12 protein-coding genes are annotated in these 15,277 nt (G+C 46.6%); 3 read left to right on the plus strand and 9 right to left on the minus strand.

Features of this window, described 5'->3' with window-relative positions; translation table 11 throughout:
- Positions 1-100 precede the first annotated feature (100 nt).
- From NQ546_RS11890 to NQ546_RS11900, 3 genes are all read right to left on the minus strand, one after another.
- Positions 101-1,771 (minus strand): formate--tetrahydrofolate ligase, encoded by a 1,671-nt coding sequence (locus NQ546_RS11890; RefSeq protein WP_004290898.1) that lies wholly within the window; start codon positions 1,769-1,771, stop codon positions 101-103.
- A 66-nt stretch (positions 1,772-1,837) separates the two neighbouring features.
- On the minus strand, positions 1,838-3,019 hold the full coding sequence (locus tag NQ546_RS11895; RefSeq protein WP_004290897.1) for a TlpA family protein disulfide reductase: 1,182 nt from the start codon (positions 3,017-3,019) through the stop codon (positions 1,838-1,840).
- A gap of 133 nt (positions 3,020-3,152) precedes the next feature.
- Positions 3,153-5,318, minus strand: coding sequence for an outer membrane beta-barrel family protein (locus NQ546_RS11900; protein WP_021939937.1), 2,166 nt, complete (start codon positions 5,316-5,318; stop codon positions 3,153-3,155).
- Between the two features lie 218 nt (positions 5,319-5,536).
- Between NQ546_RS11900 and NQ546_RS11905 the strand changes: the two genes are divergently transcribed.
- The 3 genes from NQ546_RS11905 to NQ546_RS11915 all read left to right on the plus strand — a co-directional run bounded on the left by NQ546_RS11905 (position 5,537) and on the right by NQ546_RS11915 (position 8,808).
- Positions 5,537-7,177: a sensor histidine kinase gene (locus tag NQ546_RS11905; RefSeq protein ID WP_004290895.1), complete on the plus strand. Its 1,641-nt coding sequence runs from the start codon at positions 5,537-5,539 to the stop codon at positions 7,175-7,177.
- Positions 7,178-7,404: 227 nt separating this feature from the next.
- Positions 7,405-8,121, plus strand: a complete 717-nt coding sequence (locus NQ546_RS11910; RefSeq protein ID WP_004290894.1) for a response regulator transcription factor — start codon at positions 7,405-7,407, stop codon at positions 8,119-8,121.
- A gap of 105 nt (positions 8,122-8,226) precedes the next feature.
- Positions 8,227-8,808 (plus strand): hypothetical protein, encoded by a 582-nt coding sequence (locus tag NQ546_RS11915; RefSeq protein WP_004290893.1) that lies wholly within the window; start codon positions 8,227-8,229, stop codon positions 8,806-8,808.
- Here the strand turns inward: NQ546_RS11915 and NQ546_RS11920 are convergent.
- The 6 genes from NQ546_RS11920 to atpE form a co-directional block, all read right to left on the minus strand.
- Positions 8,805-11,006: an AAA family ATPase gene (locus NQ546_RS11920; RefSeq protein WP_004290892.1), complete on the minus strand. Its 2,202-nt coding sequence runs from the start codon at positions 11,004-11,006 to the stop codon at positions 8,805-8,807. The two genes, NQ546_RS11915 and NQ546_RS11920, sit on opposite strands and share 4 nt — an antisense overlap.
- 163 nt (positions 11,007-11,169) lie before the next feature.
- Positions 11,170-12,057: a F0F1 ATP synthase subunit gamma gene (locus NQ546_RS11925; RefSeq protein ID WP_004290891.1), complete on the minus strand. Its 888-nt coding sequence runs from the start codon at positions 12,055-12,057 to the stop codon at positions 11,170-11,172.
- Between the two features lie 85 nt (positions 12,058-12,142).
- A complete protein-coding gene (atpA, locus tag NQ546_RS11930) occupies positions 12,143-13,726 on the minus strand; it encodes a F0F1 ATP synthase subunit alpha (protein WP_029429253.1) in 1,584 nt (527 codons plus the stop codon).
- Positions 13,727-13,844: 118 nt separating this feature from the next.
- Positions 13,845-14,405 carry a F0F1 ATP synthase subunit delta gene (locus tag NQ546_RS11935; RefSeq protein WP_004290889.1) on the minus strand — a complete coding sequence of 187 codons (561 nt, stop codon included), beginning with the start codon at positions 14,403-14,405 and terminating at the stop codon, positions 13,845-13,847.
- Between the two features lie 19 nt (positions 14,406-14,424).
- Entirely contained in the window at positions 14,425-14,925 is a 501-nt protein-coding gene (gene atpF, locus NQ546_RS11940) for a F0F1 ATP synthase subunit B (protein ID WP_004290888.1), read from the minus strand.
- A gap of 57 nt (positions 14,926-14,982) precedes the next feature.
- Complete coding sequence (atpE, locus tag NQ546_RS11945; RefSeq protein WP_004290887.1) at positions 14,983-15,240, minus strand: ATP synthase F0 subunit C; 258 nt, start codon at positions 15,238-15,240, stop codon at positions 14,983-14,985.
- Positions 15,241-15,277: the final 37 nt, after the last annotated feature.

Genomic DNA, 15,277 nt, shown 5'->3' on the forward strand with positions numbered 1-15,277 from the left:
TTGTCCCTTACTCCGTATAATTTTCGATAAAGAATAAAAAGAACAGGCTGCGCAGTTCAGATGAACATTGCGCAGCCTGTTCTTTATTCTTATTTCCAGTTTATGAAAGTCCCTCTATGTTTCCATCCACAATGTCGATGTGTTCTGCTTGGGGCACTTTAGGCAAGCCCGGCATACGGAGTATTTCGCCTGCAATGGCAACAAGCATTTCCGCACCGTTATTGATGACGATGTCCTTGATGTGGAACTCAAAGTTGTTGACCGCACCGTATATTTTCGGATCGGCAGAGAAAGAATATTGTGTCTTGGCTATGCAGACGGGATAATGTGCAATACCCATTTCCTCAATGAGTTTCATCATTTTGCGTGAAGCGCTGCTGTAAGTCACCACACTTGCTCCATACAGGTTACAAGCCACTTTCTCTATTTTCTGTTGTACGGTATCTGTTTCCTCATAAGTGTACTGCAACAGAGCAGAGGGCTTCTTTTCAATCGTATCTACCACAAGATTTGCTAAATCTATGGCGCCCTCGCCCCCCTCGGCAAAAGCGTTGTTGATGGCAAACCCCACCTTTAGTTCTTCTTCACAATGACGACGGATAGCTTCTACCTCCTCATCCGTATCGCTGGCAAAACGGTTGAAAGCAACGACGACCGTCTGCCCGAAATAGCGTAGGTTACGAATATGCTTGTCAAGATTTCCAAACCCTTCTTTCAACCCTTCCATGTTAGGTTCTTTGATGCGGTCAAGACTGACGCCGCCATGCATCTTCAATCCCTGTGCAGTGGCGACTATGACAGTCAATTTGGGTTGCAAGCCACTTTTGCGGCATTTGATATTATAGAATTTCTCTGCTCCCAAATCTGCACCGAAGCCGGCTTCTGTCACTACGTAGTCACCAAACGTCATTGCCATTTTAGTGGCAAGAATCGAGTTACAACCATGCGCTATATTTGCGAACGGCCCGCCATGAACAAATGCAGCCGTTCCTTCGGTGGTCTGCACCAGGTTGGGATGAATGGCGTCTTTCAGTAATACAGTAATAGCACCTGCAACTCCTAAATCTTTAACAGTGAATGGTTTGCCTTCGAAGTCAAAGCCGAGTATTATGTTTTCGATACGCCTGCGAAGGTCTTCCGTATCTTTTGACAGACAGAGAATTGCCATAATTTCCGATGCAGGCGTAATATCGAAGCCGGACTCCATAGTAACGCCGTTGGTACGTGGTCCGAGACCGGTAACGATGCTGCGCAAAGAACGGTCGTTTACATCGAGCACACGCCGCCAGATAATTTCCTTCAGGCCGAAACCGTCTGCCTGATGCTGATAAATATAGTTGTCCAACAAAGCGGAAATCATGTTATGCGCAGAGGTGATGGCATGGAAATCGCCTGTGAAATGTAAGTTTATTTTCTCCATTGGAAGAACCTGTGCATAGCCACCGCCTGCCGCCCCTCCTTTCATGCCGAAACATGGTCCAAGTGAAGGCTCGCGTAAGGCTACAATGGCTTTCTTTCCGATCTTATTAAGTCCTAATGCCAGACCGATAGAAACGGTTGTTTTGCCAATACCCGCCTTGGTTGCCGTAATGGCGGTCACCAGAATCAGATTACTCTGTTTTACCTTTTCCTCATCAATCAGTTGCTCAGGAATCTTGGCGATATAACGACCATAGTTCTCTACTTCTTCGCGAGGAATACCCACACTCTCTGCAACCTGCTTTATCTTCTTCAGTTCTATACTGCGCGCTATTTCAATGTCTGATTTCATACAGGGTCTTTTCTTTAAATAACAACTTTGATTTTTGAAAGTTGCAAAAGTACGAAAAATCCATTACTACTCCATCAGTTTGCCCAGTTTCTTCAACAAACTTCCTTTGCTGTAACCGGACCACATTTCCACAACCTCTCCCTCTGATGATAAAAACACATAGCGGGGAATAGCCCCTGAACTGTATTTGGCATACAAGCCATGATTACCTTTCAAGTCATTCAAGTTCCACCAGCAGATATCATGATGCCGAGAGGCTATCTCCCAATTAGTCTTGTCGTCAATGCTCAAACTTACCAACACTAAACGTCCCTCATATAACCTGCTGATTTCCTTCATCTCCGGCAATGCCATGAGACAGGGACCGCAACCACGACTCCAAAAATCGATTAGAACAGGTTTTCCTTTAAAGTCGGACAACCGATGTACATTGCCCTGCAAATCATACAAGTCACCGTCTGCCGCTTTTGCTTTGACAGAAACCGTTTGCACCGATGATAGATAAGACTGAATATCCAAAGCCTGCGATGTCTGGCGTTGTTCATCGGTAAGCCTGCCGTAAAGTTCTTCCACCTCCTTGCGATAAGGATAATCTTTCGTGTATTTTACTCCCAACGCCAGACTCATAAGTTTCATCATCCACACCTCTTCCACCGGCAATTGCTTCATGCGTTCTATCACATTGGAATCTATACGAACCTCCAACCTGTTTTCTATTCTTTCCAAACTATCAAGCATGGCCATCATCTTGGCTTTTTCCTCCTTGGATTCCTCTCTTTTGTAAGCACGCATAAGTTTCTTTTGTTCCCAAGAATTCATTTGGAGAAGGTTCAACAACGGACGTGAGTCTTTCACAAAAAGCTGCCATATTTTCTGTTGTGGCACATCACTTTCCACTTGCCAAGTATAAATGTTCATGTCTTCACCCGTCAAGCGGATATGCGAACCAGCCTTTGCCCATAAGCTCAATCCCATACTGTATAAGTTTCCGTCACGAATAAGCAGACTTAAAAGGGTTGTACCTGTACCCGAAACAGGTACTTCAAAACGAAAGCTATCTTCCCGCAACGTATCTACGGCAATACTGCTCCCCACACTTCCTTCCATTTGAAACAGATTTAAACAAACCCCTTGTTTCACGTTTTTCACTTTCCCTTCAATGACAAAAAGGTTTTGTGCCTGCACTCCAAAGCTCAGCAGTAACAAGGATATACAGCCAATGATGCTCCAAAGATTCGTGTTTCTCATGATTTTCTTTTTAATGATATGTTCGTATTGCGTATAAAATTAATAAAGACTATTTGCAATTATGAGATAAACGCATCTTATTTATTCTTCTTTAACCAAGCTGTAGCTCTGTGATTATCTTGAAAAAGCATTATCATTTGAATCGTGACGTATCCACTCCTTCCCTTTGTTTTTCTTTATATCCGCCGAATTTATACGTAAACGACACTCCGAATTCACGAAAACAAGAATAGTGATTGGTCACGTTCTGGGTTTGAAAACGGATGCGTGGCGAAATCTGTCCTGTTTCAAATATATCGTTGCAATACAGATTCAGGATTGCTTTTCCTTTGGCAAAGCCATAGCGTAAAGCGGCATTTACATTGCCCGATGTAGGCAGATCATAAATACCCTGGATTGCCTTGCTATGTACAAATCCGGTGACGGTCAGTTTCAAGTCCGGCCGGGTGGAAAGGGTGAAAGTGTTATTCATTTGGGCGATGCCGTAACACTGCTTGCGATTGAAAGGAATATCCCAAAAGTCATTATCTTTCTCATGATGCCATATCCCGATAAGCGTCAGGCGGGAGTTAAACCAATTCTTTATCTTAAATGGAACTGATGCCTGTATTCCAAACTTTTGCTGATAATCAAAATTCAGGTATTTATAGATTTCAACCAGACGTTGCGAAGACTGATAAAGCGTCTGCACCGAATAGTCTTTGGTGTGGCTGAACCAAGTGCTGAAGATATATTTGCTTTTCAAGACATAGTTCAATTTGAACTCATAGCTTTGTGCAGGTTTCAACAGAGGGTTACCATGAATTTCGGAATATCCTCCGCCCACATAAGAAACAGCGTCCTGCACAGCCCAATAGTCGGGATAGTCCTTATCACTGCTTAAAGCAAGTTGCAGAATATGTCCGGGTGCAGGCATATAGTTCAGATTGATGGTAGGATACCAATCCCACTGATTCCAAACGGGTGTCTTATAGCGTTCTATGGCCAGGGATGCATCCAGTGAGAGCTTGTTGCCAAAGCTTTTGCTGAAGCCGGTATAGACATTCAACGTCTCTTCCCGCTTGCGGGACTTCATGTTGCTGAGATTGCCAGTGCTATTCTCACTCGCTGCCGATGAAGCAGTGTCTCCGCTTCCCAACTGCTCTCCTGTCTCCGGATCATAGTAGTATTGATAGCTGTTATCGGTACTGGTGGTGTAGACAATGCCGTAGTTCAACGCCCACCCCTTATTCAGATTGTGTTCCTGTGCCAGAAACATTTTCCAACGATTGATGCGTTGGCAGTCTTGCGTAAAGAAGTTGAGTTCATCACTGTCCAACAGGCGGCTATTCAGCAGTTGGTCGGACGGGGAACGGTAGTAAGTCAGCTCCACACCGGCTTGCAATCCGAACGGGGTGCGATAGTCCAGACGGCCGTTGTGAAGCCAGCCGGTGCTATTGCTTAAAGTGGTGGACCGCTGCGAGCCGTTGATGTTCATCCGGCTGTGATACGTCTGGTAGTTGCCGTTGTAGACAAAACTCAACTGATGCTCTTTGGCAATATTATAATCGGTCCCCACCCGGAAGTCATGCGTGTGCGAACGGCCCACCTTCACCTCACCGGTTTTCATCGGGTGCACCGAGCCGTCCGCTAAAGTGTGCATGGCATCTTTGTCTGTCGTATTGTAAGTGCGCCCATGTTTGTGTGAGTAAAGAAAATCTATTGAGAATTTATTTCCGTTATATAACATGCTGGCACGTTCTTCAAAGTTTTCGTAGTGTTTCTGATTGTATTTGGCGTAAAGTTCACCTTGCCAGGAAGCAGGGCCGTCTGTGGTTTGCTTCAACTGCACGTTGATAAGGGCTCCACGCACTTGATAACGGGCAGGCGCATTATACATCACTTCGGCTTTTTCTATCCGGCTTGCAGGGATGCTCCTCAGCAAAGCATAAAGCTGTTCGGTGCTGAGGGTGGTTACTTTTCCATTCAGAACGACGGTGACTCCCTGTCCTGCCAGTTGCAGGCCGCCGTTCATTTCGGTTACGCCGGGAAGTTCCTTTACGGCATCATAGGCATTGTCCACAGGCAGATCATGGATAAGGCGCGGCAAGTCATAGACCAGTTTGCCCTGCGAGGCTTTCACTACGGGCCGTTCGCCGGTTATCATCACTTCGGGCAGACTCTGGTAAATACTGTCCAGACGTGCATCCGAGGTTATGATACTGTCGGCGCTGAGCGTACGTTCTTCGCCGGTGTTTTCTTGTGCGAAGATGCCGGTGCTTAAAAAGCAGATAACTGATAATAGATAGAATCGTTTCATTGTATTTGATAGTTTAAATTCATTCTTTGTGTTGAAACCTTTTTCATTCTCTGTGTTGAAACCTCTGCAAAGTACGGCATTAGCAACGTAACTCTGTGTTATCACCGGCTTACCGAGTGTTATCTACTGTTATCAGAAGTGTTATTTAGTCTTATCGCATGATGCAGCGCACAATATAACTCCTTATATTTGTCTGCACAATTAATAAAGCAGCAACCATGAGACTACCTTTGAAATATATTGCCGTACTCGTCATCCTCTCTTTGGCGGGCATATTCTCTTATCAGGCCTACTGGCTTGGCGGACTGTACCGCACCATGCGCAACGACATGGAACGTAACATCATAGAAGCCATGCGCATGAGCGACTACAATGAAATGATGCTGCGTGTGGAGAAACTGCGCAAGGACAGCACCGATCATGGAGAGGTAAGTGTATCTGCCGGATTCGAGAAAGACGGAATAGAAAGCAAGGCCTACGTGCACAGCACCACCAGCATCGACCGCAACGGCCGGAAAGAGCAGTCCACTACCCGGCAGGTCATAACCCATAATGCCACCGCTGTCCCGGACTCCGGCAACGTACTTTTTATCGAACAAAGAAAAGGACGCAACGAGGCCCAATGGCTGAACCCCGATGCCGCCCAAAAGAAACTGGAGGCAGCCGTAAAAGACACCGGTAATTCCCCCAAAGCCGCACTGAGAGCAAAAGGCGGGCTGGATATGATTCTACGCGACCAAAACAGCATGCTGGAACTTGCCACATATTTTCAGCGGGGACTGCACTCCGGACTGGACGTCATTTCCGATCCCGATGTCCATGTGTACGACAGCCTGCTAACCCTCCAGCTGAAAGAACGGGGCATCACACTGCCCCACCGTCTGGAACATATCTACACAAGCGACAAAAGTTCGCCTCATATATTCGTAGACACACTTGCCGTTGTGAGCACCGCCGGATATGTTCCCGGCCCCGAAGCCAAGCAATACAACTACGCCTTCGACCTTAATACCCACCAAAGCTACCGGCTTTGGATGGAACCCGTCACACAATTGGTCTTGAAACAGATGTGGGGAATTCTGGCTACCTCGTTCGTTATCCTGATTATCCTCAGTTTCTCATTCTGGATACTCATCCGCACCATCTTGCGGCAAAAGACACTGGAAGAGATGAAAAGTGATTTCACCAACAATATCACCCATGAGCTGAAAACCCCTATCGCCGTAGCCTATGCCGCCAACGATGCCCTGCTGAACTTCAATCAAGCAGAAGAAAAGACACAGCGCGACAAATATCTGCGCATCTGCCAAGAACAGTTGCAACGGCTCAGCGGACTTGTGGAGCAGATACTGTCCATGAGCATGGAACGCCGCAAGACCTTCCGTCTGCATCCGGAAGTCTTGTCTATGGCAGACATTCTTGAACCGCTCATCGAGCAGCATAAGCTGAAATCCGAAAAGCCTGTCCACATCTTGACAAAGATCGAACCCGCCGGACTGACTCTCACCGCAGACCGCACGCATTTCAGCAATATCATCAGCAACCTGATTGACAACGCCATCAAATACTCGTATGAAGAAGCTGAAATCAGCATTTGTTGCCGACAAATCACCTCCTCGGAACAGGGGGACTGCGTTGAAATTTCTATCAGCGACCGGGGAATCGGTATCGCTCCCGAAAAGCAAAAGCATATATTCGATAAGTTCTACCGCGTTCCCACCGGCAATCTGCACGATGTGAAAGGCTACGGCCTCGGCCTGTTTTATGTCAAAACCATGGCCGAGAAGCATGGTGGAAGCGTATCGGTGAAAAGTGAACCCGGCAAAGGAAGCACTTTCACCGTAAGGCTGAACAAGTAGCAAAGAGTATGGGAATATACGGCATATAACGCATAAAGACAAAAAGCATCCCATAGGGAACCAACAGTTGCACTAAAGGATACTGACAGTTTTCCTTGTTGAAACTGCGAGTTTCAACCGTTAGAACTGCGAGTTTCCACCTTTGAAACTGATAGCGTCAAAGGTGAAACCGGTTTTCTCCTTAGGAGCAATAGTAATAAGCCTGTCAGGCAGAAGAAATAAAGAGTATGGATAAAATAAAAGTTCTATTAGTTGAGGATGAAGAAACCCTTGCGATGATTATTAAAGACACGCTGGAAGGGCAAAACTTCATTATAAACACCGCTACCGACGGCGAAGAAGGATTGCGCCTGTTCTTCGACCTGCGTCCCGATGTACTTGTGGCAGACGTTATGATGCCCCGCATGGACGGTTTTGAAATGGTGCGCCGCATCCGCCAGACGGATAAGTATACCCCGGTGCTTTTCCTTACGGCTCGTTCCGCCATCAACGATGTTGTAGAAGGCTTTGAGCTCGGTGCAAACGATTATCTGAAAAAGCCCTTCGGCATGCAAGAGCTGATTGTCCGCATCAAAGCGCTGGCGGGAAAGGCTTTCAACTTCACAGAAAGCACCCCCAAAGAAACCACCGGTTTTGAAATAGGCGATTATCGATTCAACTCCGTCACACAACGCTTGTCGTATGTAGGAACCGGTGCAGCGCCACATGCCGCTACGGAAGTGGAACTCTCTTACCGGGAGTCGGAAATACTGAAACGCCTTTGCGAAAACCGAAACCGGGTAGTCAACACCCAGAATGTTCTGCTGGATCTTTGGGGAGACGACAGTTTTTTCAACTCCCGCAGCCTGCACGTTTTCATAACCAAGTTGCGCCATAAACTCGCGCTGGACGAGCGAATACGCATCGTAAACGTACGCGGGATAGGATACAAACTGATAGTATAAAGAAAGAGAAATAATATAAAGAAATTTCGTAAAATTATGGGAAAGGCTTATCTTTGTCTGATACGTATGGCACGCAAAGTGTAAAAACATAATCTGAACAAAGCTATGAAACAAGTTTGTCTTTTTATCATCGCGTTATTTGCGGGAAGCATTTCACTGTATGCCCAAAGTGAAGCACAGGGTGACAGTATTCGTTCCCATGTCCTGCCCGACGGCACTCCGCCCGAAGGTGCGCTTATGCCTGAGGTGAAGAATTATGACGGTTTCCTGTTGGATATGAGCCTGTTGAAGATGGAGGCTCCCCGCCTGCCTGAATTTACGCTGGAAATACCGGATGCAAGCAAGGATTACAGCAGAATGTTCCGTCTCAATCCAAATGCTACCTACTCGCAAGGGCTCTCCAATGTCTTTTCGCTTACTAACTCCACCGTTTACAGCATGAACCCCTTCGGACTGTCCGGATTCTGGTCGTCACCGGAAAACCTGCAAATGGGAAGTTTCAGGCTGAAAAACGGAATGCGCATCAACACCTATGGCGAATACGACAAAGACGGCTGGAAAGTTCCCAACCACTCGGCATTGCCCTGGGAAAAGAACAACTTTAAGGGAGCATTCGAAATGAAATCTTCCAACGGTGCGTTCGGCATACGCATCGAAGTGCAACAAGGGAACAGGACACCGTTCTAAAGCATAAGCTCCGGTTCTGCCAGTCCTTTCTCCTTACGGTACATGTGCACTATCTCCAGAATAATGTCCCCGTACTTCTCCAACCCTTTCTTCCCAAAATAGGGAACGCGGATAAGCATCGCCTTGTCTGCGGGCAGCAGATTGCTGATACCCAGGATGGCCTTTTGCTGGATAACCGTATAGACAGGCACTCCCATTCGGGACGCTTCGGAATTTCGCCATTCCACCAGCCTGTCGTAGAGCTCAGGATGCAGTACATCCGAAATTTTTTGAGTGGCAGCGGCCTTTGCCTCTTGCCTTTTCCGTTCTTGTATATTTCTCTCCACAGTCTCCAGCATACCTCTCCGCTTCAAATCTTCTTTTCCGGAAATAACCCGTTCGCCGATAGACAATACCGCTTTCTGCCTTAAAAAGTCGGCTGTATGGAAGCCGTTCTCTATGACGTAAGCCAAAAGGTCGTCTTTCTGCAGGAAAATAGTATTCAGTTCTTCTTTTGCCTTGCTCAGTTGTTTCTTCAGCTCCTTGTTGTCTGTGGCAAGAACATGATCTCCTATCAATGCAAGATACTGCGGTTCCATTTCTTTCTTAAAGTATTTGGCTCCCGCTACAATTCTCTCCTGCAATGTTTTGTCCGTAGCATAGTTCTGTGCAGCGTCAATCAAACGGTTGTATTGCATACCGAACTTCTGCGCCACTTTTATCACCTTTTCGCGAAAACGCTCCATTTCCTCTTTGTATGCAGTCAACTGGTTGGGATAGAGCTTATAGAGATGTTCATCAATCAAGCGCACATAATGTTGCAATACCTGTTCCAGTGGCTGGAAATCGAACAATCCCGTCAGGAGCTCGTGGAAATAAACCCGTTGCAATGAATGGAAACGTTGCTCGTCCGGTTCGTTCCTGCGGGCTGTCTCCGTAAACCGGTCTACCTCCCGATCGCTGATGACGGCTCTTGCGGAGAGCGGCGCACTAAGCACCAGCCCCTCCAACGTCTTGCAACGGCTCAACGCCACATACGTCTGCCCATGCGCAAAGGATGAACTGGCATCGATAATGGCGCGTTCAAACGTGAGTCCCTGACTCTTATGAATGGTAATGGCCCATGCCAGCTTCAAGGGGAATTGCCGGAAAGTGCCTTCTATATCTTCTACGATCTCCTTGCTTTCCTCATCCAATACATACTTGGCATTTGCCCATTCCTCTTCCTGCAGCAGGAAGTCCTCGCCGCTATCCTTGGCACGCACCTCAATGCTACTTGCGGATACTGCGGTCACTTTACCAATCATGCCATTATAGTAGCGATGCTCGCCGGACGAATCGTTCTTCACAAACATCACCTGAGCACCTTTTTTCAGTTCAAGAACCTCATCCGTAGGATATGAATATTCGGGAAACTTCCCGTCTATCGTGGCACGAAAGGCATAGGAACGTCCCGGAAGCTGTTCCAACTCGTAATTGTTGATGCGTTGCGCCTGATAGTTATGGGTCACCAGACGGATATAACCCTCTTCTTTGCGGGGTTGAAAATCGGGAAGACAACGACGGTTCAACGCTTCCAGCACTTGCGAATCGCAATGGTTTTCACGAATACGGTTCAACAAATCCAAAAAGACTCCGTCATTCTGCCTGTATACGGTCTTAAGCTCGATAGTGCAATATTCCGTCTGCTTCAAAGCCAGGCTGGAGAAGAAATAAGGAGTATCGTAATACTTCTTCAGCATCTGCCACTCCTCCTCCTTCACTATGGGAGCCAACTGCTGCAAATCGCCGATCATCAACAGTTGCACGCCACCAAACGGCTTGTGGTGATCGCGGTAACGGCGAAGCATCTCATCCACCGCATCCAGCAAGTCGGCACGTACCATACTGATCTCATCGATCACCAGCAAGTCCATGCTGCGTATTATATTGATTTTCTCTTTGCCGAAACGGAAACGGTAGGTAGCATTCGTACTGAACGAACTTTCGGGCACATAAGGCGCAAAGGGAATCTGAAAGAATGAATGAATTGTTACACCACCGGCATTGATAGCCGCTATGCCGGTAGGCGCGAGAACCACCATCCGTTTAGGGCTTTCCTGTTTGAGCCTGCGCAAGAAAGTAGTTTTACCGGTTCCGGCTTTGCCTGTCAAAAAAAGATGTGTGCCTGTATTTTCAATGAACTGCCATGCAAGCGCTAATTCAGAGTTTTGCTCCATTATTCTTTCTGTTTATTCTTATGAGTGGTAAAGGTAGTATAAATAAACAAGGGAAAAGACAGATTGACCGACTGTTTTTCAGGAGAAGCACTGCCGGATATAACAACAAGAGGCTATATTCTTTTGGAATATAACCTCTTATCACTGTTTCTCTTCGAGAAAATTATTTCATACTGCCACCGATGATATCCAGCAATTCATTCGTAATTGCTTGCTGGCGGCTCTTGTTATACTGCTTCGTCAAATCCTGAATCAATTCATTGGCATTGTCCGTAGCCGCCTGCATGGCAAGCATCCGGGCCGCATGCTCCGAAGTGTTGGAATCCAACAGAACTGTATAAATCTTCTGGCTCAACACTTTAGGAAGAAGTTCTGTTATCAACCGGGCAGCAGAAGGCTCTACGATATAATCATTATTGAAACTGCTTTTTCCTGCAGTGCTTTCGGTTGCTTCTTCAGCCACCTTATCCAGATTGATAGGCAGATATTCATCCCTCGTCAGAATCTGTGAACCGGTGGACTTAAAATGATGGTAGATCAGTTCTACCTTGTCCACCCGCCCCTCCAGAAACTCTTTCATCAAGGTCCCGGCAAGCTCATAGGCCTGCATGTATGAAGGTTTGTCCGCCATTTCCTGATAACTGCCCTGCGGCACAAATCCCAGCTTTTTTACGGCCTCCTCCACTTTCTTGCCTACGGGATATATCTGAATATTCTCCCGGCCCAATGGTTGATACTCTTCCAGCGTGCGCTCCAGCATCTTCGCCACGTTGGAGTTGAAAGCCCCGCATAATGACGAATTGGACGAGAACGCCACAATAGCCACCCTCCCCACCGGACGTTCATCAGTATAGGGCGACTCTATCGTAGCATCCGTACTCAGGAAGTTAGTCAGAATCTCATTCAGCTTCCGTTGATAAGGCAGCATATTCTCGATCCGCCCCTGCGCCTTATGCAGCTTGGCAGATGCTACCATCTTCATCGCAGAAGTTATCTGACGCGTACTCTTGACGGAGCTTATTCTATTTTTTACCTCTTTCAGTGAAGCCATCTGATTAAGTGATTAGCGGTTAGTGATTAGTGATTAGCGGTTGGCAGCCGTACATTAATGATTAATGACTTGTGCCGATCGCTATCTACATAAATTGTTTAGCAGTCTTTGCCGCAGTCTCTTCTATTTTCCTGCAGATATTATCATCAATGACGCCCGTCTTCAAAACATTGAGCACTTCCATTTGATAATCTCTTTCAAGGAATTCGAGGAAGCTGTGTTCAAACTCGCTTACTTTATCCAAAGGTACATCCTTCAACAAGCCATGCGTGCCGCAATAAAGGATTGCAATCTGCTTTTCCACAGGCATCGGAGTGTATTGCGGCTGTACCAGCAAACGGGTGTTCTTCTGCCCCTTGTCGATAGTCAATGCAGTTACAGGGTCCATGTCGCCGCTGAATTTGGTGAATGCCTCCAGTTCGCGATACTGTGCCTGATCTATCTTCAATGTACCGGCCACTTTCTTCATCGCCTTAATCTGAGCATTACCGCCCACACGACTGACGGAGATACCCACATCAATGGCAGGACGATTACCTTGATTAAAGAGGTTGGTGTCGAGGAATATCTGTCCGTCGGTAATGGAAATCACATTCGTCGGGATATAGGCTGACACGTCGCCCGCTTGCGTTTCGATAATAGGAAGCGCCGTCAATGAACCTCCGCCTTTCACCTTGCCTCTCAAACTTTCGGGCAAATCGTTCATCTCGCGTGCCACTTCTTCCTGATTGATGATCTTTGCCGCACGCTCCAGCAAACGGGAGTGCAGGTAGAAGATATCACCCGGATAAGCCTCACGCCCTGAAGGACGGCGCAAAATCAAAGAGACCTCACGATAGGCCACTGCCTGCTTGGACAAGTCATCATAGACAACCAACGCATGGCGGCCGGTGTCACGAAAATACTCACCGATTGCAGCGCCAGCAAACGGAGCATAATACTGCAATGCAGCCGGATCACCTGCCGTAGCAGCCACAACAATGGTATAGTCCATTGCACCGTATTCACGCAATGTATTCACGATTGATGCCACCGTTGAACCTTTCTGACCGATAGCCACGTAAATACAATATACAGGATCGCCTGCTTCATAGTTGGCACGCTGGTTTATGATAGTGTCGATAGCTATCGCTGTTTTACCGGTCTGACGGTCACCGATAATCAGCTCACGCTGTCCGCGACCGATGGGAATCATTGCATCAACTGCTTTCAAGCCGGTCTGCAACGGCTGGTTCACCGGCTGACGAAAAATAACACCTGGGGCTTTGCGCTCCAACGGCATTTCGCATAATTCACCACCTATCAACCCTTTACCATCCAACGGCGCACCCAACGGATCAATAACACGCCCCAGCATACCTTCTCCCACCATAATGGAAGCAATGCGCTTGGTACGTTTCACCACAAACCCCTCTTTGATCTTATCCGTAGGCCCCAACAACACAGCACCTACGTTATCTTCTTCAAGGTTCATCACGATGGCTTTGATGCCGTTGTCAAATTCCAGCAACTCGTTTGCTTCGGCATTGCGCAATCCGTAGATACGTGCCACGCCATCACTGACTTGCAGCACTGTACCTATTTCGTCCAGTTGAACGCGGGTATCAATTCCTTCCAACTGCTTGCGCAAAATATCGGAGACTTCGCTTACTTTTATATTTCCAGACAACATTTTATTTAGCAATTAATGTTTAGTGATTAATGTTTAGCGATGAATGATCAGTGTTTAGTGATTAGCTGTACGCTTTGGCACTCCCTAAGCACTAATCATCAATCACTAATCACTGTTATACAATTCTTCTGTTCTTATCAATGAACTGTTGTTTCACTCTCTTCAGCTGAGTAGCAATACTGGCATCCAGGCGAAAATCGTTAATGTCGAATACAAATCCACCTTCAATAGAAGGATCAACATCAGTCTGTAACTCCATTTCAGCATGCAACAAATGGGAGGCACTATTCCGAATACGTTCCCAAACCTCGCGGCTTACGGGTACGGCTGTTGTCAGTTTGGCAATACCAATGTGCCTGTCTTTTCTGTATAAATCCAAAAAGCTCAAGCATATATATTGCAAAAACGACTCACGCCTGTTTTTTAATACCAACATAATGAAACGAGCCAATTCGCGTTCGGCCGGGGCATCACCCACAGTAGCGGCACAGATGAGCGAAAACTTCTCTTGTACCGACAGAACCGGATTCTCCAATGCTGTACGCAAGTCCGGGTGTTTCTCAAAGCTCCGGCTCAACATACGCATTTCTGCATACAGCCTGTCTTCCGTACCCGTACTTTTTGCATACTCCATAAGAGCTTTTGCATATCGCATCGAAACAATTCCTATATCCATTTTTTCTAAAGATTAACGATTAGTGATTGGCCGCCAGCATTTCATCCAACATACGGTCAATCATTTCCATCTGCTCATGCTTTTCGTCCAAGTTACGACGGATAATCTTCTCCGCAATATCTACCGACAGTACAGCGACTTGGCGGCGAATATCACGAATAGCTTCTTCCTTCTCTTGCTGAATCTGCTGTTTTACATCATCCAGTTCTTTCTGTGCAACGGCTTCCGCATGTTTACGTGCCTCGATGATAATCTTGTCACGCTCGTGCATTGCTTCCCGCATGATGCGTCCCTGCTCTTTGTTTGCAGCGGCAATCAAAGCTTCACTTTCCTCTTTCAGTTTGGCGAGCTGGATGTTTGCCTGACGCGCCACCTCCAACGACTGATCTATATAGGTTCTACGGCCTTCCACCATTTTTGTTATGACAGGGAAACCATATTTGGCCAATACCACAAAGACCACACCGAATGAAAGAAGCATCCAGAACAGCAGACCACTATCAGGTAATAACAATGACATAATTTCAATTATAAATTATAAATTAAAAAATTAAACAGGGAAGTATTCTCCCCACTTTTATAAGAAGAATACCAGCAAACACACAACAACTGCCAACAGAGCAACGCCTTCAATCAAGGCAGCGGCAATAATCATGTTCATACGAATATCTCCCGATGCTTCCGGCTGACGCGCAATGGCTTCCATGGCAGAACCTCCAATTTTACCGATACCCACACCAGCTCCAATAACAGCTAAACCAGCACCGAGCGCTGCACCTAATTTACTAACTCCAACCCCTGCCGCAGCAGCTTGTAATAATACAGATAGTAACATAACTTTCAGTTTTTAAATGGTTATTTTATTAATGTTT

Source organism: Bacteroides eggerthii, assembly GCF_025146565.1.
In the GTDB taxonomy this organism is placed as follows: Bacteria; Bacteroidota; Bacteroidia; order Bacteroidales; family Bacteroidaceae; genus Bacteroides; species Bacteroides eggerthii.